A 20,148-nucleotide genomic window follows, 5' to 3' on the forward strand; every position below is an offset into this window, starting at 1 on the left:
CTTGCAAAGCACTCAATCTTCATTTGAAAATCTAAGAAAAGATTTTCCAATACTTGAACGAACTGTTAGGGACAACAAACACCTAGTTTATCTTGATAATGCATCTACTACACAAAAACCAAATCAGGTAATTGATGCAATTACTGACTATTATCAAAATCATAATGCAAATATCCACAGAGCAGTTTATGCACTAGCTGAAGAAGCAACAGAAGCTTATGAGAGTACTAGAGATAAAATTGCAAAATTTGTCAACATAAAAGATAGACAAGAAATAATCTTTGTTAGAGGAACTACTGAGGCAATTAACCTAGTTGCATATGCTTGGGGAAGGCCCCACATTAATGAAGGTGACATTATTGTCACTACAGAATATGAACACCATAGTAACATTGTTCCATGGCAACTTCTCACACAAGAAAAACGTGCAAAACTAGAATACATTGGAATGGATGATAATGGTGAATTAATTCTAGATGATCTTGATAAACATCTTGCAACAGGCAAAGTAAAACTAGTCACTTTTAGTTTAATGTCAAATGTACTTGGTACAATTACTGATGCCAAAAAAATTATTGAAAAATGCAAAGCCGCAGGCGTTCCAACTTTGGTTGATGGAGCTCAGGCAGTTCCTCACATGAAAGTTGACCTTGAAGACCTAGGTTGTGATTTCTTTGCATTTTCTGGGCACAAAATGTTGGGCCCAACTGGTATTGGGGCTCTATGGGTTAGAAAATCTGTACTCAACACAATGAGTCCTTTCCATGGTGGTGGTGATATGATTCGTGAAGTTCACAAATACGAAACTACTTGGAATGATTTACCTTACAAATTTGAAGCTGGAACTCCTAACATTGCTGATGTTGTTGGATTAGGTGCTGCAATTGATTACCTAACTAAAATCGGAATGGACAATATTCGTGAACACGAAATCGAACTAACAAAATATGCTATTGAAAAATTATCTAATGTCAAAGGACTTCATATCTATGGCACTAAAGACATCTCAAAACGTGGAGGTGTGATCTCATTTAATTTTGCAGATGTGCATCCTCATGATGTTGCACAAATTATTGATGAAGAAGGAATTGCAGTACGTTCTGGTCATCATTGTGCACAGGTATTGATGGAAAGACTAAATGTTGCAGCTACGTCAAGAGCCAGTTTTTACATTTACAACACTAAAGAAGATATTGATGTACTTGTTAATTCATTAAATACGGTGGCAAAGGTGTTCAAGTTATGAGTAGTAATGCTGACATTTACCATGAAATGATTGTAGATTATTCAAGAAATCCTGTAAACTATGGTGAAATAGAAAATCATGATGTAACTTTTCATGACTCTAATCCACTATGTGGTGACAGTATTGATATTGATATGAAAATTGATGACAACAAAGTAACTGACATTAAATTTCATGGAAAAGGGTGTGCAATTTGTATGGCCTGTTCTTCAGTTTTAACTGAAATCACTAAAGGAAAAAGCCTTGATGATGTAAGAAATATTGAGAAAAATGACGTTCTCAGTGAATTAGGATTAGAACACTTGCAAGCAGTCAGAATCAAATGCGCTTTGCTCTCTCTTAAGGTGCTCAAATCTGCTCTTTACACCTACATTGGAAAACATCTTGAAAATTCAGAAGATGTGGATAAACTAAAAGAAGAGGCAGCAAACCTATACTAGTATGAGTTTTACTCCTAACACTCCAGTTGAACTTCAAATTAGAAAAATAATCTTTGAAAAATTCAATGAGGCAGATGCCATTTTTACAAATGATTCTATTTTTGAAATTCTTAAAGAAAATAGTGACATTGACCCTTCATGGATAATTGATGATATTGAAACTTTTGTCAATGACCTATGTGATTCTGGTCTTGCAAGAAATGTTGCTCAGAATTTTACCACCATTCATCTCAAACTCTTTGACACTGTTGAAAAACTTCATTGTAATGCTTGTAACCAAGATATCTTTCTTGGGAAATCTGAAGATAGATTTTGTCCAAACTCTTCGTGTAAATCTACTATTTAGATTGGTTTTTAATTCTAGCATCTTCTAATGCTTTGATCATCGGTAATTTTTCTCCTGTAAGATAGAGTACCAATGCTCCCCCTGCAGTGCTGATATGATTAATTTTTTCTGCCAATCCTTGTTGTTTTAGTGCAGTTGTCAAGTGACCTCCACTTACAATTGTTGTTGCCATTGAATTTGCTACTGCAGTTAGTAATGCTTTTGTTCCAAAACTAAAATTTTCTTTTTCAAAAAACCCTGCTGGACCACTGATAAATACAGTTCCTGCACCTGCAATCAATTTTGAATAATATTCTACAGTTTTTGGACCTAAATCAAATATTTTGTCTCCTTTGCCCATCTCTCTTACATCCATCTCTACTCTTTCACCATCTTTGTCAATTGCAATGTCTACTGGTGTTGCAAAGACATCTGGATATTCTCCTATCAATGTGTGAGCTTTTGCAACAACTTCTTCTTCTCTTTTGATCCCCAGTGCAGATTTGACTCTGGCTTGTGCACGCATGAATACATTTCCAATTAATCCAGTAAGTAAAACATGATCAGCTCTGCCATTTTGAATAAGTAATTTGATTGCCTCGAGCCTATCTGGGACCTTGGAACCTCCTAAAACTATCACATGGGGTGCCTTTGCAACAGTCATGATTTCATCCAGGTTTCTAACTTCTCTTTCAACAATTCTTCCTGCACATGCAGGTAATACTTGTGGGAATCCCACAATTGATGGATGTGATCTGTGTGCACTAGGAAATGAATCTAAAACACAAAGATCAAACAGCTTTGCTAATCGAGTTACCATTATTGTTTTTGCTGCATTCTCTGGAGTAAACTCATAATTTTCTTCAGCACATAATCTTAGATTATCTAAAAGTAAAATGTCCCCATTCTCTAAATTTTTAATTGCATTTTGTGCAGCTTCTCCAATAACATCTTCGACATATTTTATTTCACGATTCATTAGTTTTTCAAGAACTTTTGCATGTTTATCCATTCCAGTATAATCATTATTTCCAACTCTTCCTTGGTGTGATGCAACAACTACTTTTGCATCTTTTAGTGATTGCAGTGTTTCTATGGCTTCTTCAATTCTTTTGGTACCTGAAATCTCCATAGTTTCTGGGTCGATTGGACAATTCATGTCCACTCTCAAAAAAACGGTCTTACCTTTTAAATCAAAATCATCCAGTGTGAGTACCTTCACGACTTTTCTATTATGCACTTGGTTAAATTCTTTGAGCCGATCAGAATTATTCGGTTAACTTTATTTTCAAAAATAATGATTTCCAAAACTTATCTATTGACAAAAATTAAAAGATGTGTATATGGAGTTTGATTGATTGCAAAGCTGGCTTTTTGATATCAGGTCTCGTTCATTTGTCTTATTGACAATTTTATTTTTGATTTTAACTGGGTTAGTCTATTCTGGAATTACTGAAAGCTTTGATCAAAATGTAATTTCATTTTTCTCTCAAAATGTTGGAAATCCTCAACTTGACATCATAATGCAGTATGTTACAGAAAGCGGTGATGTCTTTAACATGCTACTTTTTGGAATTGTGATGTTAATTATCCCAAAAACTCGTAGGATTGGAATTACTCTTATGATCTTGATTGTATTGTCCACTCTTCTTACTGGATACATAAAATGTGGAATTGACCGTGATAGGCCTGATTTTGATTATGAAGGAGTAGAGTTTCCAGTAGAGATTAGCCGTGATACCTTTGCCCTATTTTGTGAAGGTGGATATGATGCATCTTATCCCTCTGGCCATGCTGCTAGGGCCATAATATTTGGAATTATTTTGGGATATGCATTATCTGAGAGATTCCCTAGAGGAGCTTATTTGCTATTCTTGTATCCTGTAATGATTTCATTGAGTAGAATCTATGTTTTACAGCACTACCCTATGGATGTGATAGGTGGAACTGTTATTGGAATCATGCTTGCTGGTGTGATGGCAAATAGAACCAAACTTTACAAAATTTTTGATAAATCAAAAACCTAACTCTGTTAATGCAGAATTGCTAATCAAAACTATTGCATAATGCTCATCATCATGATGATATGTCCAATATCTAACATCACGAATTTCATTTTTTTGTCTTAATCCATGAGTTACTCCAGTCGTAACAGTATATCCAATTCTTTTTGCAAGTTTTGATTCTTTTGGCATCAAAACTCTAAATCCTTCATTTTTGCCCTGAAAGCCAATACTTACCATATCTTCAACTGCATTTGATGCATCTTTTTCATCTTTGAGATCATATGTTTTTGCAACTGGCAAGTCTTTTGGATGAAAATCCATGATAATTGTCATATATCTTGACTAATATTTTTTAAAAAAATGATATTTGCGATCAATATTAGTTAATTTTCTTAACTGGTAAGTCAAATCCTGATTATATTAACAACTTAATCGACTCTTTTGATTTGTTTGAATATTGGCATCATTAGAAAAAACAGTTTTGCAACTACGTAAAAAACAACAAGAAGCAACTAAACTAAGAAAAAAAGCAGAAAAACAACTCAAAGATGTTATTTCAACTCAAAGACGTTCTTCATCAGGTCTTAACTCTATTGATAGAAAAATTGAATCTGAGAAAGAGAATGTTTCAGATGTCTCTGGTGTATTAAATCAAAAAAATTCACAATTAGCAAGTATTGAAAGACTTGTTCAGGCTGCTGAAGAGCGCTTATCTAGAGAAAAAGAGACTATTGAACAAACTGAACAAGAAATTGAATTTTCTGAAAATCCTGAAGAAAAACAGTATGCTGAATCCAGATTACGCTCATTAAGAGACCATGTTGAAGAATTAACTTCTGAAATTAAAAGCAGACAAAAAACTGCCAAGAAAATTGCTGAAGATGTTGCTAAATTTGATAGCATAAAATCAAAAATTTCCACTAAAATCCAAAAACAATCTCAATCAAAACCATCACTTCGTGAAACAATGGCCTCAAGCAAGAAAGCCGCTGAAAAATTTGTCAAAGAATTAGAAAGACGAACAAAATCTGAAGACTCTGCAAAGAAAGCATTAGAAAAAGCATCTTCAAAATTAAAAGAACTTTTAGCTAAAAGAAAAACTGCAGCTAAAAAGAAACCAGCAAGAAAAACTGCAGCTAAAAAGAAACCAGCAAGAAAAACTGCAGCTAAAAAGAAACCAGCAAGAAAAACTGCAGCTAAAAAGAAACCAGCAAGAAAAACTGCAGCTAAAAAGAAACCAGCAAGAAAAACTGCAGCTAAAAAGAAACCAGCAAGAAAAACTGCAGCTAAAAAGAAACCAGCAAGAAAAACTGCAGCTAAAAAGAAACCAGCAAGAAAAACTGCAGCTAAAAAGAAACCAGCAAGAAAAACTGCAGCTAAAAAGAAACCAGCAAGAAAAACTGCAGCTAAAAAGAAAAGAAAACGTTAGAATAACTCATTCTTAGCTTTTTCCTATATCCTTAAACTAGGTTTTATGTAAATTTCTACAATGAAAAAACGTGGACCGATAATTACTGCATTTGGTATAGTTTTAGTAATTATTTCTCTTTCAATTGCAGTGTCTGCTATTCCAACTAGTGTTACTGGACCTGGTGATTTGTTTGTCTCTTCATTGTTTGAAGATATGTTTGATGAAATTTCTAATGAAATTCAAATCATGCCTGATGATTCAGCCTATTTCTCTTACACCACTTATTCTTCTGATGTGCCTATTTTGTGGGGTATTCAAATTATTGATTATCATGCTGGTGATGAACTGTCTATCACAATCTCAAATATTTTCGGAGATGATTATGGAACGTTTGTTCAAGATGAACCAATTCTTTTTGAAGCGTTACAAATATCTCAATCTGATACATTAAATCTTGAAATTCATAATATTGGCACTCGTGATGTTACTGTAGTTACCATGTTTTCTGAAGACCCTGAAAATTCTGAATCTTTTACAAATCCTGATTCTCCTGTAATGAATATGGTTCTGCCTTTGATGATTTCTGGGTTTCTATTAATTCTGGGAATTATTGTTTCAATAATTGGGGTTATAGTAATACTAGTAGATCTGAAAAATAATTATGATAATAAAAGAAATTATTGAGGATTTACTTCCATCTGACCAAATTTGCCTTTTGTTAAAGACACTTCACCTTTGAATTCATTGGTGTATCCATTTGTGATTACAACAACATCTCCAACATTTACTGCTTTGATATCATCTCCCCACAATGTCAATTTCATTTGGTCATCTTCAGTTTCACCATCAGCTATAACCGCATCACAGACATCTACTGTTCCTCCACTTTTTAGATTAACAGTTCTTGGGTCTCCTTTACTTTTTACTTCGGCTTTAGCATTTATTCCACTTCGCATTTTTTTTACTTGTGCAATTGGTATGAATTCTGCCATGTATTTTTGAGTCCATTACGCACGATTATAAGCTTTGTTAAAATTTTGTCAAATTAACAGATCATTTTTCAAATTTATCAAAATAGTAATCGAAAAATACTGCTCTTTTACCATTCTCATTGCAGAGATATCGAAGCCCGGTCAACCGAGAGGGACTCAAGATCTTCTAAAATAGGAAATCCCTTCTCTCAGGAGTTCGTGGGTTCAAATCCCACTCTCTGCACTAAATTTTCTATAAAATTGTAAATTTTTGAAATTAAGCAACAAGTGCTTTAACTTTGCTTACAGAATGCTCTGAAATCTGTTTGTGCATTTCTGCTACACTTTCGTCCTTGAATGATAAATTGCATCTAAAACACTTCCAAACCATTTCGGACATGCCTAACTATAGGCATAATTTGCTTATAAAGATATTGCATGATTGATCCAATTTGTTACAATACCTGATCATTGTTTTGAAAAACATGTAATTTTTTTAATTTTTCAGATCAGAATGAAATTTTTTCATGACTAACCCTTGATCCAAGGGTTTAGAAACAAAAAAACTAGCATATTCTTTGAAAGATGGTAGATATTTTTGAAATTTTTGGAGAATTATCATATTTTGGAATTTTTCTTGTATTAATTCTTGTAAATGCATCTCCAATCTTAATGCCGCCAAGCTGGATTGTATTGACATCTTTCTATCTTCTTGATCCCAGTTTGAATATTGTGTTTCTTGCTATGGTTGGTGCAACAGGTGCTACTATTGGTAGATTCTTTCTCAAAAAAATCAGTGGATTATTTAGAAAGTTTGTTGGAGAAGAACAAAAATCAAATCTTGACATAATTGGTGATTATCTTAATCACAAAAAGTATGGTTATCTACTTGCATCATTTCTTTTTGGTGCTACTCCGCTTCCAAGCAATATGTTATTTATCACATATGGATTAATGCGTGCAAAGAGTATTGGAATCTATATTGGATTTTGGTTTGGTAGAACAATTTCATACATTATCATGATCTATTTTGGAAATGCTGTTTTGCAACCTTTCTTGGAAATTTTCGAGGATCGTCTAACTGGAATTTTGTTAATTGATGGTGTAGGAATAGGAGTAATCGTTCTGTTTGCATCAATAAACTGGACAGTATTAATTACTCAGAGAAAAATTAAATTTGTCAAACCAAAAATATGGCGATTCTAAATGAAGGTTCTTGAATTACTCAAAAAAGATGTGAAAAAAATTATGGAAAATGATCCAGCTCATGACTTTGAACATATTATGAGAGTATACAAAAATGCACAAAAAATCTGTAAAATAGAAAAAGCAAATGAAAAATTGGTTTTAAGTGCTGCATTATTACATGATATTGTTTCTTACCCAAAATCTGACAAACGCTCAAAAATGTCTTCAGTTGAAAGTGCAAAAAAGTCCAAACAAATCCTAAAAAAATATGATTTTAATGAAAATGAAATTGCAATAGTTTCAGATGCTATTCGTGACCATAGCTTTTCTCAAAAGAAAATTCCTAAAACTATTGAAGGGAAAATTCTACAAGATTCAGATAGATTAGATGCATTAGGTGCAATTGGTATTGCTCGGGTTTTTGCTACAGGCGGTTCTTTGAAGAGACCTTTTTACAATATCGATGACCCGTTTTGCAAAAAAAGAACTCCTGATGATAAAACATGGACTGTGGATCATTTCTTTCAAAAATTACTGAAACTTGAATCTCTCATGAATACAAAATCTGGAAAAATAGAAGCAAAAAGAAGAACTAGAATTCTAAAAGACTATCTTAAACAACTAAAACAAGAAGTTTAACCGTAATCGACATACCTGTCATATCTTTTCTCAATCTCTTTATTCAATCCTGAAATTATTTTCTCGTATTCTTCATTTTTTCTAAAATCAATGTACTTTCGAATCGCATCAAATTTCTCGTCTTTAGGATATGATTCAAAGACTGGTTCTACCATCTTTAGATATTCTAGGGTTTTCTCACGAAATTCCTCTCTTGTGGGTTTTTTGATGCCTTTCATTCTAAACTCAACAGATGCCCAACTTGCACCAACTACATGTGGTAGTAAATCAAATGCCCTTTGAATCTCATAACGTTCGTCGTTTCTCATGATTCTTGAAGAAATTTTGCAGCAGATTTTGCAAAATAGGTAACTATCATGTCTGCACCTGCCCTCTTTATTGAATACAGTATCTCTTCAGTCATGTCTTTTTCATTGACATATCCTAACTGTGAAGCAGCCTTTACCAATGCATATTCCCCAGAAACACTATAAGCTGAAACTGGAACATTGAATCTTCTTCTTGTTTCTGCAATCAAATCCAAATATGATAATGCAGGTTTTATCATTACAATGTCTACTCCTTCATTGATGTCCGTTTCTACTTCCATCATTGCTTCTCTGGCATTTGTGTATGGAACTTGGTATGTTTTTCTGTCTCCAAATTTTGGTGCACATTCTGCAGCATCTCTAAATGGTGCATAAAAGTTTGAACGATGTTTTGCAGAGTGAGACATTATTGAAACATCTGAATAACCTTCATCATCTAGTGCTTTTCTGATTGCTGCAACTTGCCCATCCATCATTGCAGAAGGTGAAACTGTATCTACTCCTGCTTTTGCTTGACTTACTGCAATTTTTGAAAGGGTTTCTAAACTAGTATCATTATCAATTTTATTTCCTTGAACAATTCCACAATGCCCTGTGGATGTAAACTGACACAGACATACATCTGCCATAATTACCATCTTGTCTCCAAAGTTTTCTCTGATCTGGGAAATTGCTTTTTGCACAATTCCGTTATCTTCAAATGCAGAAGTTCCTGCGTCATCTTTTTGAGTTGGAATTCCAAATAACATGATTGCAGGAATGCCTAAATCACTAATGGTTCCTACCTCGTCATTGACATCATCAAGTGGAAGTCTTTCAATGGCTGTCATTGATTCTACTTTGGTTCTTGTCTTTAGATCTTCTTGAACAAATACTGGACAAATGAAATCTTTTGGAGAAAGTGTTGTCTGTTGAACCAATTCTCTCATTTTATCTGATGTTCTTAATCTGCGTAGACGTCTAGTTGGAAATGACATGTTAGAAATTCTCTTTGGGTAAAATATAATCCTAGTCTGCCTGTTCTTGTTTTTTATAGTCAAAGAGCTTGCTTGCCAAGTCAACTACCTCTGGATTGCCTTGTTCAGAAGCTTTTCGTATATTGTTCATTGGGGTTGAAACAATACTCTCAACTACTGCTTTGGTTAATTCGTCAATAATCTTGATTCTTTTCTCATCTTTTTCATCTAGCATTTGAAGTGCCTTTTGCAATTCTTTTGCTCTAAGTGATTCAATGTTCTTGAATACGTCTTTTACCAGTGGTTCTGCTTCTAGTCTTTTCATTGAGGCTTCTAATACAGAAACTTCCTCGTTAATTATATTTTCAACGGTTTTTACCTTGTTTAATCTAGCATTCATGTTCTTCTCAACCATTTCTGCAATTTGATCAAGATTCATCAATTTTACACCTCCAATTGTTGCAACTTTTTCATCAACTGTTCTTGGATTTGATAAATCCAAAATCATCATGCCTTTACTCTTGTCATTCATTGCCTCTGTAATTCGATCATATGTTACAAGAAAATATGGAGCAGTTGTTGCAACAAATATCACATCATAATTGTCAAATCCTGAAAGAACTTCTTCAAATTTAACTGGGTTTCCTCCCATTGTTTCACAAAATGTTTTTGATCTGCTTAGTGTTCTGCTTGTAACATCAAATGCATAACCACGTCTTTGTAATGACTTTGCAACTAGTGTGGAAACTTCTCCAGTTCCAATCAGTAATGTTTTCTTTGTTTTTAATTCATCAATGTTTTCTTCAGCAAGTTTTACTGCCATTGATCCAACTGATATCCCTCCTTTGCCAATTCCACTAGCGTTTCTAATTCTGGTACCTATTCTGATTGCTTTATCAAATAATGTGTTAAGATGCTGACCAGATGCTTTTATCTCTCTTGCAGAAGTAATGGAATTCTTGATTTGACCTAGAATTTGTTCTTCACCTAATACCATGGAATCCAAACCAGATGTTAGTTTCAATAAGTGATGTAAAGCATTTTGATTCTCTTCGATTTCCATATTTTCATCAAAAACTTGTTCTTCTAATCCTGCCAGTGATGCCCATGTTTTCTTTATTTTGTCTACTTCCTGACTTTTTGATTTTCCAAATAATTCTATTCTATTGCATGTTTGAATTATAACGCATTCATCTAATCCTGAATGTTTTTTGAATTGCTCATATGCTTCTTCAATGTCTTTTATTGTAAATTGTTCTAAAATATGGATTGGTGAGTTACGAAAAGTCACACGTGCATTAATGATGTTTTGATTCATTTCCAATTCCTCACTATTGTAATGGCTCTTTTTTCAGCTTTTTTCATCTGACCGTCTTTTATTAACTGATCAATCTCATTATCAGCCATGATACTTCGAAGACATGCTTTTCTTTCTGTTGGAGTTTCAATCTCGTCTTTTGCAGCATCTCTTGCGATCTTTTGAATTTTGATTTGTCCAATGTCTTCTTTTGTGATAATTTTCTTAAACATTTGTTCTGATTTTTTCTTGAGTTTTTTTGACATTGCAGGACTTCGCCCTCCAGTAAAAATTGCAATTTGAATCATTTTTTCAAAATCAATTATTGCAGGATTTGAGAAATCACTTTCTTCAGGATTATCTGAACTATATGTGATGATTTTTTTCTTTTTTCCTTCATTGATAATTTTTTGATTGAGTTTTTTATCATTAGTTGTTGAAATTATGATGTCTGGTTTGAATTTTGAAATAAATTTGGTATCTTGAATTTTTTGTTTTTTTAATTGGATTTTTTTTGATTTGGCAAGTTTGGTAATTTGTGGAATTACTTTATCGCTGATAACCATGATGTTACATTCTTGTCTTATCAAAGACTTGATTCTTTTTTGTGCTTCATTCCCTCCTCCAATCACTATTACTGATTTATCTTGAAGGTTCAGGTCTACTATCATCGATCAAAAGCCCTTCGATTTCTATTTATGTATTAAAATTTCTACATGTGTACCCAGCTACATTTTTAATTGAATGGAAGAGTCTTTGTCATATGACATCTATGGATGAATTAGACAAAGAACTTCTTAATGAAATTCAGTGGACATTCCCACTTGTTACTAGACCCTTTGATGCAATTGCAAAGAAATTTGATACTACACCTGAAATTGTAAAAGAACGTCTTAACCAACTCAAAGAAATCGGTGTTTTAAGACAACTTAGTGCAATTTTTGATACTAGGAAACTTGGCTATACCAGTTCATTGGTTGCAATGGAAATTGAAGACGATAAATTAGAATATGTTGCAAGTCAAATTAATCGCCACCCTGGTGTTAGCCATAACTATGAACGTGATCACCAATTCAATCTTTGGTTTACTTTAGCAGTTCCACCTGGTTCTGATTTAAAAATAGAACTTGAAAAATTCAATGTGCTAAAAGGAATTAAAAAAGTACGAATGCTTCCTACCTTACAACTATTCAAAATTGGTGTAAAACTTGACATGGTTGATGAAAAAAAACATGATGTTGCACCTACTGAAGAAAAGAAAGAAATCAAAAATGTAAAATTTGAACCTACTGAAGAAGACAAAAACTTCATCCGTGAATTACAAAAAGACATGGACATCATTGATGAACCATTTCTCAAAGCAGCAAACAATCTTGGAATAACTGAAAGTGAATTATTTGAAAAGATGAAACACTATGAAGAAATTGGAGTGATGAGACGATTTGCTGCCATCTTAAGACATAGACAAGTTGGATTTACTGCAAATGGGATGATTGTGTGGAAAGTTCCTGAAGATAAAATATCTGATGTTGGGGCACAACTTGGTGCTTTCCCTCAAGTGAGTCATTGCTATGAACGTCCCACATATCCTGATTGGCCTTACAATGTTTTCTCAATGATTCATTGTAAAACACATGATGAGGCAAATGAAATGGCAAAAACAATTCAGGATCAAATCCGTGTTGATGACTACCAAATTCTCTTTAGTTCACGCGAATTCAAAAAAACACGTGTAGAGTACTTTGTAGAGAACTCATTCTCTTTAGAAGAAACAGTCCCTGCTTCCTAAATCTCATTTTCATCATGTCCTACGACATGAATTGTACAAAAATACTGGTCATTCATGTTGCAATAAAATGATGAATTTTCTCCACACTCTTTGCATGGTGGTCTTTCATCATGCTCTGATAATTTCATATGGTAAATCTTACTTCTACTTGTAATTGCAGAATCCTTGTAGATTCTAGTTAGATTGGTATAGTATTCTAATTCTCCTTGGTTTAGGGGAACATCATTTTTTATTTTTTTAATAATTGATTCCCATTTCTTGTATTCGCCTATCTTGGCAAGCTTCATTCTTTCTATGACTTCTAGAGTTTTTTGAGAATCTATTGGAAAATCCATTTGCAAATTAGCTTGCTTGTGGCGTTGCTTTTAATTCGTACTCTGGCCATGTATTGTACAAATCATCAATTTCTTTCATATCTGAAGAACTCAAATATTTTCCATCAGAAATGGCTGCAAACATTTCAATTTCTTCTTCGCTTACAACCGTAGGTAATACTGATGCAATCTTATTTTTTGATAAGATGAATTTAATTGCAAATTCAGTAATGTTTAACCCATTACGTTCTGCAATTGGTCTGAATTGCTCTACTTTTTCTAATGCAGATTTTCTCCATTCTATTTTTCTGTCTTTTCTGTGATCATTTGCTGGAATTACAGTATCTGCTTTTACTTTTCCAGTTAGAATCCCTGATGCATCTGGAACTCTAACAAGAATTCCGACATCTTCTTTTTCTGCTTTTTGAATTAACTCATTTCCTGGAGTTTGTTCTAAGATATTGTAAACTGTTTGAATTGATGATATGCTCTTTCTATCCATTGCCTCTAACCCTTCTTGCGTCCATCCAATTGCTGGACCAAGTGCAACTTGAGCTGCTCTAATCTTCCCCTCACTCATCAATTCATCAATAGTGTTAAAGGTCTCATCATTTCTGACATGTTGTAATTTTGGATTGTGCAATCCTAATGAATCAAGATAATCTGTTTGTAATCTTTCTAAGCATGCATCAACTGCTTTTCTTGTATATTCTGGGCTGTAATTTTGTGGTAGTTCTGCATGTCCAATTTGCTCCACATCTGAAAAATCATAACCATATTTTGTTGAAATAACAACTTCATCTCTCATTCCTTTGAAGACTTCACCAATTAGTTTCTCACTTTTCCCTTTACCGTACATATCTGCGGTTTCAAAATAATTAATTCCTAAATCATATGCTTTTTTCAGCATCCTTTTTGCTTCATCTTCTTCGACTTTTTTCCCCCACCAGTCTAAGGCAATACTCCATGCACCAAAGCCTATCTCAGAAACTTCGATTCCACTTTTGCCTAGTTTTTTGTATTTCATCTTTTACACCTTGATTTTAAGATATATTTGAAATTTCTTCATTTATGTTTATCCGAGATTTGCACCTTTGAAATTCTATCCTAAACTGGAAATTAATGGTACGATGTCCTTTTTGACACACACAATCATGGGAATGTCATTTTTTACGTATGATGAAACTTGAGTTTCTCTCAAATCCATTATCAGGTCTTGAAAATCTCTAACATTATCTACTTCAAATGCTAACATAAAGTCTTCATCATGAATTCCAAAAGAGTATGTGGTGTTTAGGATTACTTGTGGATATTTTTTACTAACTTCGATGTGTTCATCCATTATTTCCTGCCTTTTTTCTTGAGGTAAGAGATACCATTCTCGAGTTTTTGTAAATGGATAAACTATGACATGTTTCTTTGGATCCATTCCTGTAACGAATCCATGTTCTTTTCCTTGTCCTTTTACATAGATTGATGGTCTCGAACATGAAAGATACGTTCTAGATGGAATGATGTATTTTCCAAAAACAGTTTTGTATAATTTTTCTATGGCTTTTTGGATTTCTTCTAATGAATCTCCAACAAACCACAATAGAAAGTCTGCATCATCTCTTAATCCTAAATTAGAATATGCCCTATATCTTATTCCTGAATTTTTTAAAATATTTTCTACTTCTTTTGCAGATTCTTCTTTTGCTAAATCTGCCATCCATCTCCATTTAGGATCAACTTTGAAAAATGAGAAATTGAAATAATATTGTTCATTGTATTCTGACATGTTCTGTACAATTTGAAAACCCTATTTAAACAAAAACTAGATTTTCTATTGTGAAATTTCTAAAAATTTGATTATGCAGTTTGCTCTAAAACCCAATCATATCCTTCTGATTCGAGTTTGTCTGCAAGGGATGCATCTCCTGTTTTGAGAACTTGACCTCTTGCAAATACATGAACATAGTCTAATTTGTCTAAGAATTTTAGAATTCTTGCATAGTGAGTGATGACAATTACCGTTGCATCTTTGCCTGAAACTTGACTGATTGCTTTTGCAACTGCTTGAACTGCATCAATATCTAAACCAGAATCTGGTTCATCTAAAATTGAAATTTTTGGTTTTAGTACTGCCATCTGTAAAACTTCTGCTCTCTTTTTTTCTCCTCCAGAGAAACCTTCGTTAAGATATCTTGAAAGAAATTCTTCTTTTAATCCGACTTTTTCCAAATTTTCTTTGAGATATTTTTGGAATTCTCTTACTGTGATGAATACCTCTCTGTCGTCACCTTCAAGTGCTTTACTTAGAGAATTGTAAGCTGTTCTAAGAAAGTGAGAAAATCCTACACCTGAAACTTCTGTTGGATATTGAAATCCTAAGAACAATCCTTTCTTTGCTCTTTCATCTGCAGTTAATTCTAAAATGCTTTCACCATCTAACAAAATATCTCCTTGTGTTACTTCGTATTTTGGATGTGCAAGTAATGTGTAAGCTAGTGTACTTTTTCCTGAACCGTTAGGTCCCATAATGGCATGAACTTCTCCAGGTCCTGTTTTCAAATTAACACCTTTGAGAATCTCTTTTCCTTCTCTTTTTACATGAAGGTCTTTGATTTCAAGAACTGCCATGTTGCGAAATGTTTTGTTTCTATATATAATACCGACGAAATTTAGCTAATCCTAACGTGTATTTTTGATAATAAAATGAAAAGAGGGGGGGGGGTGTTAGTATTTGGCCAGAGATGGTCTCAAAGTAATTTTGAGTTTGTAATTTGTTAGAATCTCTTTACATCTATTTCTGATAGTAACTTCCGTTACTCCTGCAATACTTGAAACGTCTCTTTGGAGTACGTTTTGACCTAGCAGGACTGATGACACATACAGATATGCTGCAGCAATTCCATTTGGAGCTTTTCCATCTGCAATACTGCTATCCTTGGTTTTCTCTGCTATTTCTAAGGCTAGTCTCTCGACTCTGACCTCAGTTTGTGTCATGTTTGCTATCTTTGAGATGTATTTGTCCATGGTTACTACTGGGGCAGTTAATTGTCCCATTTCCATTACCATGGTTCTATAGTATCTTGCTGCAAGTTTTGTTTTTGATTTAACGTCTTTTGGTGGACATATTCCACGAATAATTTCTTCTAGTGATCTTACTACATCACATTGTTTGCATGCCATGTAAATTGTAGCTGCTGTAATGCTTACTACTGATTTTCCCTTCACATCAACATGTCCATCCAAGTTTCTGTATATCATAGAAGCAGTCTCCAACACATTTTTTGAAAGACCTAGACCATCACATGTTTCACCCATTTTCGTTAAAACATTTGCAAGTCGTCTTTCTTTTGGTGTGGATACTCTTACTCTTTGTTGCCACTTTCTGAGATTGTGCATTTGGTTTGCAACTTCGTGGTTGATTGTTTTTCCACTAAAGTCTTTTGAACTAATTGCTATCTCAGTTGTAATTCCCAAATCATGTTGAGAATAAGTTGTTTGTCCGGTTGCTCTTGCTAACTTCATTTTGTCTTCGAGATTCGAACTTATTGTTTCTGGACCATAATCTGCTACTTGATCATCGACTACTACGCCACAACCCGAGCAGATTATTTCTCCGTTCTGCATGTCATTAACTACTGTTGCTTGACATTCAGGACAGTTTTGTTTTTCTAGTATGTTCATTTTCTTCTTCTCCTAAATTTTTTCTTTGAATTGTCAGGAGAATGTTCTGTTGCGAAAACACTTTTGCCAATGTATTTTTTGATGTTGTTTGTTAACGGAGTTGCGGATGCAAATGGTCTCCTTACTGGACCAATCAATTCCATTACTTTTGCAACTCTAGTTCCCTTTTCGTCACAGAGTATCTGTCCTTCAACTAATTTGTTTGATAGTTGAATGATTACCCTGCCACTACCGGCTAGGTGCATTATTTCGCCTACCTCCTGCAATTAAAAACACTAATCATGATATTCTTATCATAGACTTCTGTCAACTTTACTTTAGCTAAGAGCTAGATTTGATTTTATTTTGATTGTTTGGACCTTTTTGCAACAAGTTTTTCGGAAATTTTGTTAAGAATTTTTGTCTTGGAGGATCCTTTTGGTAAAACAACGTATCCTGACCTCACAAATGGTCTTTTAGGAAATCTTACTTTGTCATCTGATTCTGTAATTTCAAATCCTGCTGATTTTGTTGCATCCATTAATTCTTTTAATGAAGGATCAAAAACACATTTCTCTAATCCTAATCTTCTACCTTTTGATTTTTTTAAATTCTTGTTGAAATAATCCAACCAGATTACGACATGTTCGTAATCTTTCATTTTATTCCTTAACTAAAATTGCGTTAACGATTCCGTTTTGTCCTGGTTTTGAAACAACTCTACATTTACCTTCTTGTGTTTCAAGAATTGCACCTTTTGTAATGATGCCACGTCTTTTGTAATCATTGTTTGTTGCATTGTCTAATACTTTGAGAATTTTTGCTTTCTTTACTTTTGCATCTCCTGTTGCAAGATTAACAAAATCAATTGTCTTAACAGCTGTCTTTCTATTCTTTCCGCGAACTGTTCTTGTTACTGTTACTTGAGCTCCTGTTACAGCTTCGTTTGGATATCTATCAGTTTCATATTTTCGTCTAATTCTAAGTGGGTGTCTTCTTCCTCCAGTTGTTTTACTGGTTGCTAAATTCTCTACTGATTTTCTCACGAAAACTTGTCTGAATCACTCTAATTTATACAAAACGCAAAAAATTAGCCTTAAAGCAAAAAATTTGCTAGTTTACTTCTGTTGTCCTTTGAGGGACAGGATTTGTATGTCTTGTACTTGCAGTTTTTCTAACTTTTGAGAATAATCTCTGTTTTAGATCTTCTACGTCTCCTTGAATTCCAAAATATTTTTGGAACTTTTCTGTTGTAGTGTAAATTTTGATTCTTCCCACATTTTGATGACTGATATAATCTAATTGTCTAAGTTCTTTCAAGTGTGCATAAACCCCAGAACCTCTGACTTCTACAAGTTGCTTTGATGATATTGGTTGCTGATATGCAATATATGATAATGTCTTAAGAGTAGCATTTGGAAGAACTGGTTTTGAAGCATATCTTTTGACTGTGGCGCTGTATTCTGGTTTTAGTTGCATTACATAGGATCCATCTGGAAGTATGACTACTTCAAGTGCTTTGAAGGTGGACTTTGTCTTCTTCATAATGTTTTGAAGTATATCTAACGTCTTTGTTCTTGATTCCGTGCCTGAAGCTCTAATAATATCTTCTATTCGTAATGGTCTGCCTGCTGAGTAAAGTGCAGCCTCTATTCTTGCTGTTGCTTCATTGATGTTTTCAATTTTAGCCAATTACTGCTCACATCTCCAAAATATAGTTAAAGAAATCCTTTCTTCATTTTTGATCAGTTTGTTAATTCTTCTTTTATTATTGTGATTTTGATATCGTCTTCAACCTGTTCTAAATCTACTTTTTGGTCTCTTGCCAAAAACAATATTGCAAAGAAACATCTGATTGAATCAACTGGATCTAACTCTGCAATTATGTTTTGAAGTAACCCATATCCTGTATTGGCAATTTTTTTCATAACCAAGTCTTCGTATTTTCCAATTATACTTTCAAGTGAAATGAAGTATTCTTGAAAGTCAGGTGCTTCGATAGGTTCAATCTCAACTTGTCTGTTCCTTCTTGATTGAGGGTTTGCAATTGTGCCGATGAGATTTTGAAGTAATCCTAGTAAATCATCTAATGAAACTGGATATGTAGACTCGTGTCTATATGGCATATCGATTAAGTCAATATCTACATCTGTTCTTTGATGCATTGGTTTTTTCTGCATTGCTGCTCTTTGTAATGCGAAAATACTTTCAACTTTCATTCTGTAAATTAACGATGATGACAGTGCTGCCATTCCTGCGACTTTGAGGTCTTTCTTACCTGATTTTTCAAGAATTTTTATCAATAAATCTAAAATTTGGATTAGATCAATCTCCCACACGTCTTTTTTGACAACTGATTGAGGACTAAACAGAATGTTTACTGGTTCTTGAGAAATACTGTTAGGTGTAGGTGACTCACTCACAGGAATATTTTCTTCCTATTCAATAATATCTAAGGGCTCTATTTTTTTCTCATATCCAGTCAACTCTTATATTGTTAGTATCAAAAATCCATTTATGAAATCTGCCAAAATTCCAGGTCCCAACGAACCTCTAACAATATCTGAATCTGAAAATCCTAAACCTTCTGGAACTCAGGTCTTACTAAAGGTAAAATCTGAAGGTGTATGTCATAGTGATTTGCATCTATGGGAAGGTGGATACGACCTTGGAGATGGTCAATTTTTGAAAGTTACTGATCGTGGTGTAAAATATCCTGTAACTCCTGGTCATGAAATTGTTGGAACTATTGAAGAAGTTGGAGAAAATGTTTCTAATGTCTCTGTTGGTGATGATGTACTAGTTTTTCCATGGATGGGTTGTGGTGAATGTCCTGCATGCAAAGTTGGAAATGAAAATCTATGCGATACACCAAAATCAATGGGGCTATTTCAAAATGGTGGTTATGCTGATTATGTTTTAGTTCCTAATTCAAAATACTTAGCAAAACTTGATGGCGTTGATCCTGATTCTGCAACTTCACTTGCATGTTCTGGACTTACTGCATACACTGCTATCAAAAAAGCAAATCAAAACTCTCCTGAATTTATTGTAATTGTTGGAGCTGGTGGATTGGGACTAATGGGAGTTCAAATTGCTAGTGAGATTACTGATGCAAAAATTATTTGTGTTGATTTAGATGATGCAAAATTAGAAACTGCAAAAGAAATGGGCGCACACTTTACTGTGAACTCTAAAAATCCTGACACGGTTCAAAAAATCATGTCAATATGTAATGATAAAGGTGCAGACAGCGTTGTTGATTTTGTAAATGCCCCTCCTACTGTAAAAACTGGTCTGGCAGTATTAAGAAAAAGAGGAAATCTTGTTCTAGTTGGATTATTTGGTGGTTCTTTGGAGTTGTCTCTTGTAACAATTCCCCTCAAATCAATTACAATTCAAGGTGCATACACTGGAAACTATAACGACATGGTGGAATTACTTGCACTTGCAAGAAAAGGAACAATTAATCCAGTTATATCAAAAAGATATTCTCTTGATGAAGCAAACAATGCATTAGAAGATCTTAAAGCACGTAAAATTCTTGGACGTGCAGTTATCAATCCTTAGATAACTACTGTAATTCTTGTTGAATCAAAAAACT

At 33.8% G+C, this 20,148-nt stretch carries 28 protein-coding genes and 1 tRNA gene; 11 read left to right on the forward strand and 18 right to left on the reverse strand.

Annotated features, from left to right (window positions below; genetic code table 11):
* Nucleotide 1: 1 nt before the first annotated feature.
* Genes ACQY2P_RS01035 through ACQY2P_RS01045 form a run of 3 tightly spaced genes read left to right on the forward strand, consistent with a single transcriptional unit; the run spans nt 2 to nt 2,032 of the window.
* On the forward strand, nt 2–1,246 hold the full coding sequence (locus ACQY2P_RS01035; protein WP_428326573.1) for a cysteine desulfurase: 1,245 nt from the start codon (nt 2–4) through the stop codon (nt 1,244–1,246).
* The gene (locus tag ACQY2P_RS01040; protein ID WP_141976197.1) at nt 1,243–1,686 is read left to right on the forward strand and encodes an iron-sulfur cluster assembly scaffold protein; all 444 of its coding nucleotides are present in this window, start codon (nt 1,243–1,245) and stop codon (nt 1,684–1,686) included. The genes ACQY2P_RS01035 and ACQY2P_RS01040 overlap by 4 nt, the downstream gene beginning before the upstream one ends.
* A gap of 1 nt (nt 1,687) precedes the next feature.
* Nucleotides 1,688–2,032, forward strand: coding sequence for a hypothetical protein (locus ACQY2P_RS01045; RefSeq protein ID WP_428326574.1), 345 nt, complete (start codon nt 1,688–1,690; stop codon nt 2,030–2,032).
* Here the strand turns inward: ACQY2P_RS01045 and ACQY2P_RS01050 are convergent.
* Nucleotides 2,025–3,251 (reverse strand): phosphoglycerate kinase, encoded by a 1,227-nt coding sequence (locus tag ACQY2P_RS01050; protein WP_428326575.1) that lies wholly within the window; start codon nt 3,249–3,251, stop codon nt 2,025–2,027. The two genes, ACQY2P_RS01045 and ACQY2P_RS01050, sit on opposite strands and share 8 nt — an antisense overlap.
* Before the next feature lie 118 nt (nt 3,252–3,369).
* Here ACQY2P_RS01050 and ACQY2P_RS01055 point away from each other — a divergent pair, with 118 nt between their 5' ends.
* Complete coding sequence (locus ACQY2P_RS01055; RefSeq protein ID WP_428326576.1) at nt 3,370–4,038, forward strand: phosphatase PAP2 family protein; 669 nt, start codon at nt 3,370–3,372, stop codon at nt 4,036–4,038.
* Here ACQY2P_RS01055 and ACQY2P_RS01060 read toward each other — a convergent pair.
* Nucleotides 4,027–4,338 (reverse strand): hypothetical protein, encoded by a 312-nt coding sequence (locus ACQY2P_RS01060; RefSeq protein WP_428326577.1) that lies wholly within the window; start codon nt 4,336–4,338, stop codon nt 4,027–4,029. The two genes, ACQY2P_RS01055 and ACQY2P_RS01060, sit on opposite strands and share 12 nt — an antisense overlap.
* Before the next feature lie 136 nt (nt 4,339–4,474).
* Between ACQY2P_RS01060 and ACQY2P_RS01065 the strand changes: the two genes are divergently transcribed.
* Together ACQY2P_RS01065 and ACQY2P_RS01070 are read left to right on the forward strand one after the other, a co-directional pair.
* Complete coding sequence (locus tag ACQY2P_RS01065) at nt 4,475–5,446, forward strand: histone H1-like repetitive region-containing protein (RefSeq protein WP_428326578.1); 972 nt, start codon at nt 4,475–4,477, stop codon at nt 5,444–5,446.
* 60 nt (nt 5,447–5,506) lie between these two features.
* Nucleotides 5,507–6,112, forward strand: coding sequence for a hypothetical protein (locus ACQY2P_RS01070; RefSeq protein WP_428326579.1), 606 nt, complete (start codon nt 5,507–5,509; stop codon nt 6,110–6,112).
* Here the strand turns inward: ACQY2P_RS01070 and ACQY2P_RS01075 are convergent.
* The gene (locus tag ACQY2P_RS01075; RefSeq protein ID WP_428326580.1) at nt 6,106–6,420 is read right to left on the reverse strand and encodes a DNA-binding protein; all 315 of its coding nucleotides are present in this window, start codon (nt 6,418–6,420) and stop codon (nt 6,106–6,108) included. The two genes, ACQY2P_RS01070 and ACQY2P_RS01075, sit on opposite strands and share 7 nt — an antisense overlap.
* Nucleotides 6,421–6,541: 121 nt before the next feature.
* Between ACQY2P_RS01075 and ACQY2P_RS01080 the strand changes: the two genes are divergently transcribed.
* Nucleotides 6,542–6,643 (forward strand) — tRNA-Leu (locus ACQY2P_RS01080).
* 33 nt (nt 6,644–6,676) lie between these two features.
* Here ACQY2P_RS01080 and ACQY2P_RS01085 read toward each other — a convergent pair.
* Nucleotides 6,677–6,799 carry a hypothetical protein gene (locus ACQY2P_RS01085; protein ID WP_428326581.1) on the reverse strand — a complete coding sequence of 41 codons (123 nt, stop codon included), beginning with the start codon at nt 6,797–6,799 and terminating at the stop codon, nt 6,677–6,679.
* Nucleotides 6,800–6,984: 185 nt separating this feature from the next.
* Between ACQY2P_RS01085 and ACQY2P_RS01090 the strand changes: the two genes are divergently transcribed.
* Nucleotides 6,985–7,605: a hypothetical protein gene (locus ACQY2P_RS01090; protein ID WP_428326582.1), complete on the forward strand. Its 621-nt coding sequence runs from the start codon at nt 6,985–6,987 to the stop codon at nt 7,603–7,605.
* The gene (locus tag ACQY2P_RS01095) at nt 7,606–8,226 is read left to right on the forward strand and encodes an HD domain-containing protein (RefSeq protein WP_428326583.1); all 621 of its coding nucleotides are present in this window, start codon (nt 7,606–7,608) and stop codon (nt 8,224–8,226) included.
* Here ACQY2P_RS01095 and ACQY2P_RS01100 read toward each other — a convergent pair.
* Genes ACQY2P_RS01100 through ACQY2P_RS01115 form a run of 4 tightly spaced genes read right to left on the reverse strand, consistent with a single transcriptional unit; the run spans nt 8,223 to nt 11,458 of the window.
* Nucleotides 8,223–8,534 carry a hypothetical protein gene (locus ACQY2P_RS01100; protein ID WP_428326584.1) on the reverse strand — a complete coding sequence of 104 codons (312 nt, stop codon included), beginning with the start codon at nt 8,532–8,534 and terminating at the stop codon, nt 8,223–8,225. The two genes, ACQY2P_RS01095 and ACQY2P_RS01100, sit on opposite strands and share 4 nt — an antisense overlap.
* Complete coding sequence (gene hemB / locus ACQY2P_RS01105) at nt 8,531–9,511, reverse strand: porphobilinogen synthase (RefSeq protein ID WP_428326585.1); 981 nt, start codon at nt 9,509–9,511, stop codon at nt 8,531–8,533. The genes ACQY2P_RS01100 and hemB overlap by 4 nt, the downstream gene beginning before the upstream one ends.
* Before the next feature lie 31 nt (nt 9,512–9,542).
* Nucleotides 9,543–10,808 (reverse strand): glutamyl-tRNA reductase, encoded by a 1,266-nt coding sequence (hemA, locus tag ACQY2P_RS01110; protein WP_428326586.1) that lies wholly within the window; start codon nt 10,806–10,808, stop codon nt 9,543–9,545.
* Nucleotides 10,805–11,458 (reverse strand): precorrin-2 dehydrogenase/sirohydrochlorin ferrochelatase family protein, encoded by a 654-nt coding sequence (locus ACQY2P_RS01115; protein ID WP_428326587.1) that lies wholly within the window; start codon nt 11,456–11,458, stop codon nt 10,805–10,807. The genes hemA and ACQY2P_RS01115 overlap by 4 nt, the downstream gene beginning before the upstream one ends.
* A gap of 101 nt (nt 11,459–11,559) precedes the next feature.
* Between ACQY2P_RS01115 and ACQY2P_RS01120 the strand changes: the two genes are divergently transcribed.
* Complete coding sequence (locus ACQY2P_RS01120) at nt 11,560–12,576, forward strand: Lrp/AsnC family transcriptional regulator (RefSeq protein ID WP_428327299.1); 1,017 nt, start codon at nt 11,560–11,562, stop codon at nt 12,574–12,576.
* Here the strand turns inward: ACQY2P_RS01120 and ACQY2P_RS01125 are convergent.
* From ACQY2P_RS01125 to ACQY2P_RS01170, 10 genes are all read right to left on the reverse strand, one after another.
* Nucleotides 12,573–12,911, reverse strand: a complete 339-nt coding sequence (locus ACQY2P_RS01125) for a hypothetical protein (protein ID WP_428326588.1) — start codon at nt 12,909–12,911, stop codon at nt 12,573–12,575. The two genes, ACQY2P_RS01120 and ACQY2P_RS01125, sit on opposite strands and share 4 nt — an antisense overlap.
* Nucleotides 12,912–12,918: 7 nt before the next feature.
* Nucleotides 12,919–13,917, reverse strand: a complete 999-nt coding sequence (locus tag ACQY2P_RS01130; RefSeq protein WP_428326589.1) for an aldo/keto reductase — start codon at nt 13,915–13,917, stop codon at nt 12,919–12,921.
* 75 nt (nt 13,918–13,992) lie between these two features.
* Complete coding sequence (locus ACQY2P_RS01135) at nt 13,993–14,670, reverse strand: chlorite dismutase family protein (RefSeq protein WP_428326590.1); 678 nt, start codon at nt 14,668–14,670, stop codon at nt 13,993–13,995.
* 71 nt (nt 14,671–14,741) lie between these two features.
* Nucleotides 14,742–15,512, reverse strand: coding sequence for a Fe-S cluster assembly ATPase SufC (sufC, locus tag ACQY2P_RS01140; protein ID WP_428326591.1), 771 nt, complete (start codon nt 15,510–15,512; stop codon nt 14,742–14,744).
* Between the two features lie 96 nt (nt 15,513–15,608).
* Nucleotides 15,609–16,565, reverse strand: coding sequence for a transcription initiation factor IIB (locus ACQY2P_RS01145; RefSeq protein ID WP_428326592.1), 957 nt, complete (start codon nt 16,563–16,565; stop codon nt 15,609–15,611).
* A complete protein-coding gene (locus ACQY2P_RS01150) occupies nt 16,562–16,810 on the reverse strand; it encodes an H/ACA ribonucleoprotein complex subunit GAR1 (RefSeq protein ID WP_255430859.1) in 249 nt (82 codons plus the stop codon). The genes ACQY2P_RS01145 and ACQY2P_RS01150 overlap by 4 nt, the downstream gene beginning before the upstream one ends.
* A gap of 95 nt (nt 16,811–16,905) precedes the next feature.
* Nucleotides 16,906–17,205: a signal recognition particle subunit SRP19/SEC65 family protein gene (locus tag ACQY2P_RS01155; RefSeq protein WP_014962819.1), complete on the reverse strand. Its 300-nt coding sequence runs from the start codon at nt 17,203–17,205 to the stop codon at nt 16,906–16,908.
* A 1-nt stretch (nt 17,206) separates the two neighbouring features.
* Nucleotides 17,207–17,590: a 30S ribosomal protein S8e gene (locus tag ACQY2P_RS01160; RefSeq protein ID WP_428326593.1), complete on the reverse strand. Its 384-nt coding sequence runs from the start codon at nt 17,588–17,590 to the stop codon at nt 17,207–17,209.
* Nucleotides 17,591–17,657: 67 nt separating this feature from the next.
* Nucleotides 17,658–18,236, reverse strand: coding sequence for an SMC-Scp complex subunit ScpB (gene scpB, locus ACQY2P_RS01165; RefSeq protein WP_428326594.1), 579 nt, complete (start codon nt 18,234–18,236; stop codon nt 17,658–17,660).
* A 53-nt stretch (nt 18,237–18,289) separates the two neighbouring features.
* Nucleotides 18,290–18,967: a chromosome segregation protein ScpA gene (locus ACQY2P_RS01170; protein ID WP_428326595.1), complete on the reverse strand. Its 678-nt coding sequence runs from the start codon at nt 18,965–18,967 to the stop codon at nt 18,290–18,292.
* A gap of 94 nt (nt 18,968–19,061) precedes the next feature.
* Here ACQY2P_RS01170 and ACQY2P_RS01175 point away from each other — a divergent pair, with 94 nt between their 5' ends.
* On the forward strand, nt 19,062–20,114 hold the full coding sequence (locus ACQY2P_RS01175; protein WP_428326596.1) for an alcohol dehydrogenase: 1,053 nt from the start codon (nt 19,062–19,064) through the stop codon (nt 20,112–20,114).
* The last annotated feature ends 34 nt before the right edge of the window (nt 20,115–20,148 follow it).

This window comes from Candidatus Nitrosopumilus sp., assembly GCF_965262695.1.
Classification (GTDB): Archaea; Thermoproteota; Nitrososphaeria; order Nitrososphaerales; family Nitrosopumilaceae; genus Nitrosopumilus.

Excerpts from the sequence above, each read along its gene's own strand:
- ACQY2P_RS01040 (WP_141976197.1), top strand. The coding sequence starts at position 1,243 with ATGAGTAGTAATGCTGACATTTACCATGAAATGATTGTAGATTATTCA.
- ACQY2P_RS01045 (WP_428326574.1), top strand. The coding sequence starts at position 1,688 with ATGAGTTTTACTCCTAACACTCCAGTTGAACTTCAAATTAGAAAAATA.
- ACQY2P_RS01060 (WP_428326577.1), bottom strand. The coding sequence starts at position 4,338 with ATGGATTTTCATCCAAAAGACTTGCCAGTTGCAAAAACATATGATCTC.
- ACQY2P_RS01070 (WP_428326579.1), top strand. The coding sequence starts at position 5,507 with ATGAAAAAACGTGGACCGATAATTACTGCATTTGGTATAGTTTTAGTA.
- ACQY2P_RS01075 (WP_428326580.1), bottom strand. The coding sequence starts at position 6,420 with ATGGCAGAATTCATACCAATTGCACAAGTAAAAAAAATGCGAAGTGGA.
- ACQY2P_RS01085 (WP_428326581.1), bottom strand. The coding sequence starts at position 6,799 with ATGTCCGAAATGGTTTGGAAGTGTTTTAGATGCAATTTATCATTCAAG.
- ACQY2P_RS01090 (WP_428326582.1), top strand. The coding sequence starts at position 6,985 with ATGGTAGATATTTTTGAAATTTTTGGAGAATTATCATATTTTGGAATT.
- ACQY2P_RS01095 (WP_428326583.1), top strand. The coding sequence starts at position 7,606 with ATGAAGGTTCTTGAATTACTCAAAAAAGATGTGAAAAAAATTATGGAA.
- ACQY2P_RS01100 (WP_428326584.1), bottom strand. The coding sequence starts at position 8,534 with ATGAGAAACGACGAACGTTATGAGATTCAAAGGGCATTTGATTTACTA.
- hemB (WP_428326585.1), bottom strand. The coding sequence starts at position 9,511 with ATGTCATTTCCAACTAGACGTCTACGCAGATTAAGAACATCAGATAAA.
- hemA (WP_428326586.1), bottom strand. The coding sequence starts at position 10,808 with ATGAATCAAAACATCATTAATGCACGTGTGACTTTTCGTAACTCACCA.
- ACQY2P_RS01115 (WP_428326587.1), bottom strand. The coding sequence starts at position 11,458 with ATGATAGTAGACCTGAACCTTCAAGATAAATCAGTAATAGTGATTGGA.
- ACQY2P_RS01120 (WP_428327299.1), top strand. The coding sequence starts at position 11,560 with ATGGATGAATTAGACAAAGAACTTCTTAATGAAATTCAGTGGACATTC.
- ACQY2P_RS01125 (WP_428326588.1), bottom strand. The coding sequence starts at position 12,911 with ATGGATTTTCCAATAGATTCTCAAAAAACTCTAGAAGTCATAGAAAGA.
- ACQY2P_RS01130 (WP_428326589.1), bottom strand. The coding sequence starts at position 13,917 with ATGAAATACAAAAAACTAGGCAAAAGTGGAATCGAAGTTTCTGAGATA.
- ACQY2P_RS01135 (WP_428326590.1), bottom strand. The coding sequence starts at position 14,670 with ATGTCAGAATACAATGAACAATATTATTTCAATTTCTCATTTTTCAAA.
- sufC (WP_428326591.1), bottom strand. The coding sequence starts at position 15,512 with ATGGCAGTTCTTGAAATCAAAGACCTTCATGTAAAAAGAGAAGGAAAA.
- ACQY2P_RS01145 (WP_428326592.1), bottom strand. The coding sequence starts at position 16,565 with ATGAACATACTAGAAAAACAAAACTGTCCTGAATGTCAAGCAACAGTA.
- ACQY2P_RS01150 (WP_255430859.1), bottom strand. The coding sequence starts at position 16,810 with ATGCACCTAGCCGGTAGTGGCAGGGTAATCATTCAACTATCAAACAAA.
- ACQY2P_RS01155 (WP_014962819.1), bottom strand. The coding sequence starts at position 17,205 with ATGAAAGATTACGAACATGTCGTAATCTGGTTGGATTATTTCAACAAG.
- ACQY2P_RS01175 (WP_428326596.1), top strand. The coding sequence starts at position 19,062 with ATGAAATCTGCCAAAATTCCAGGTCCCAACGAACCTCTAACAATATCT.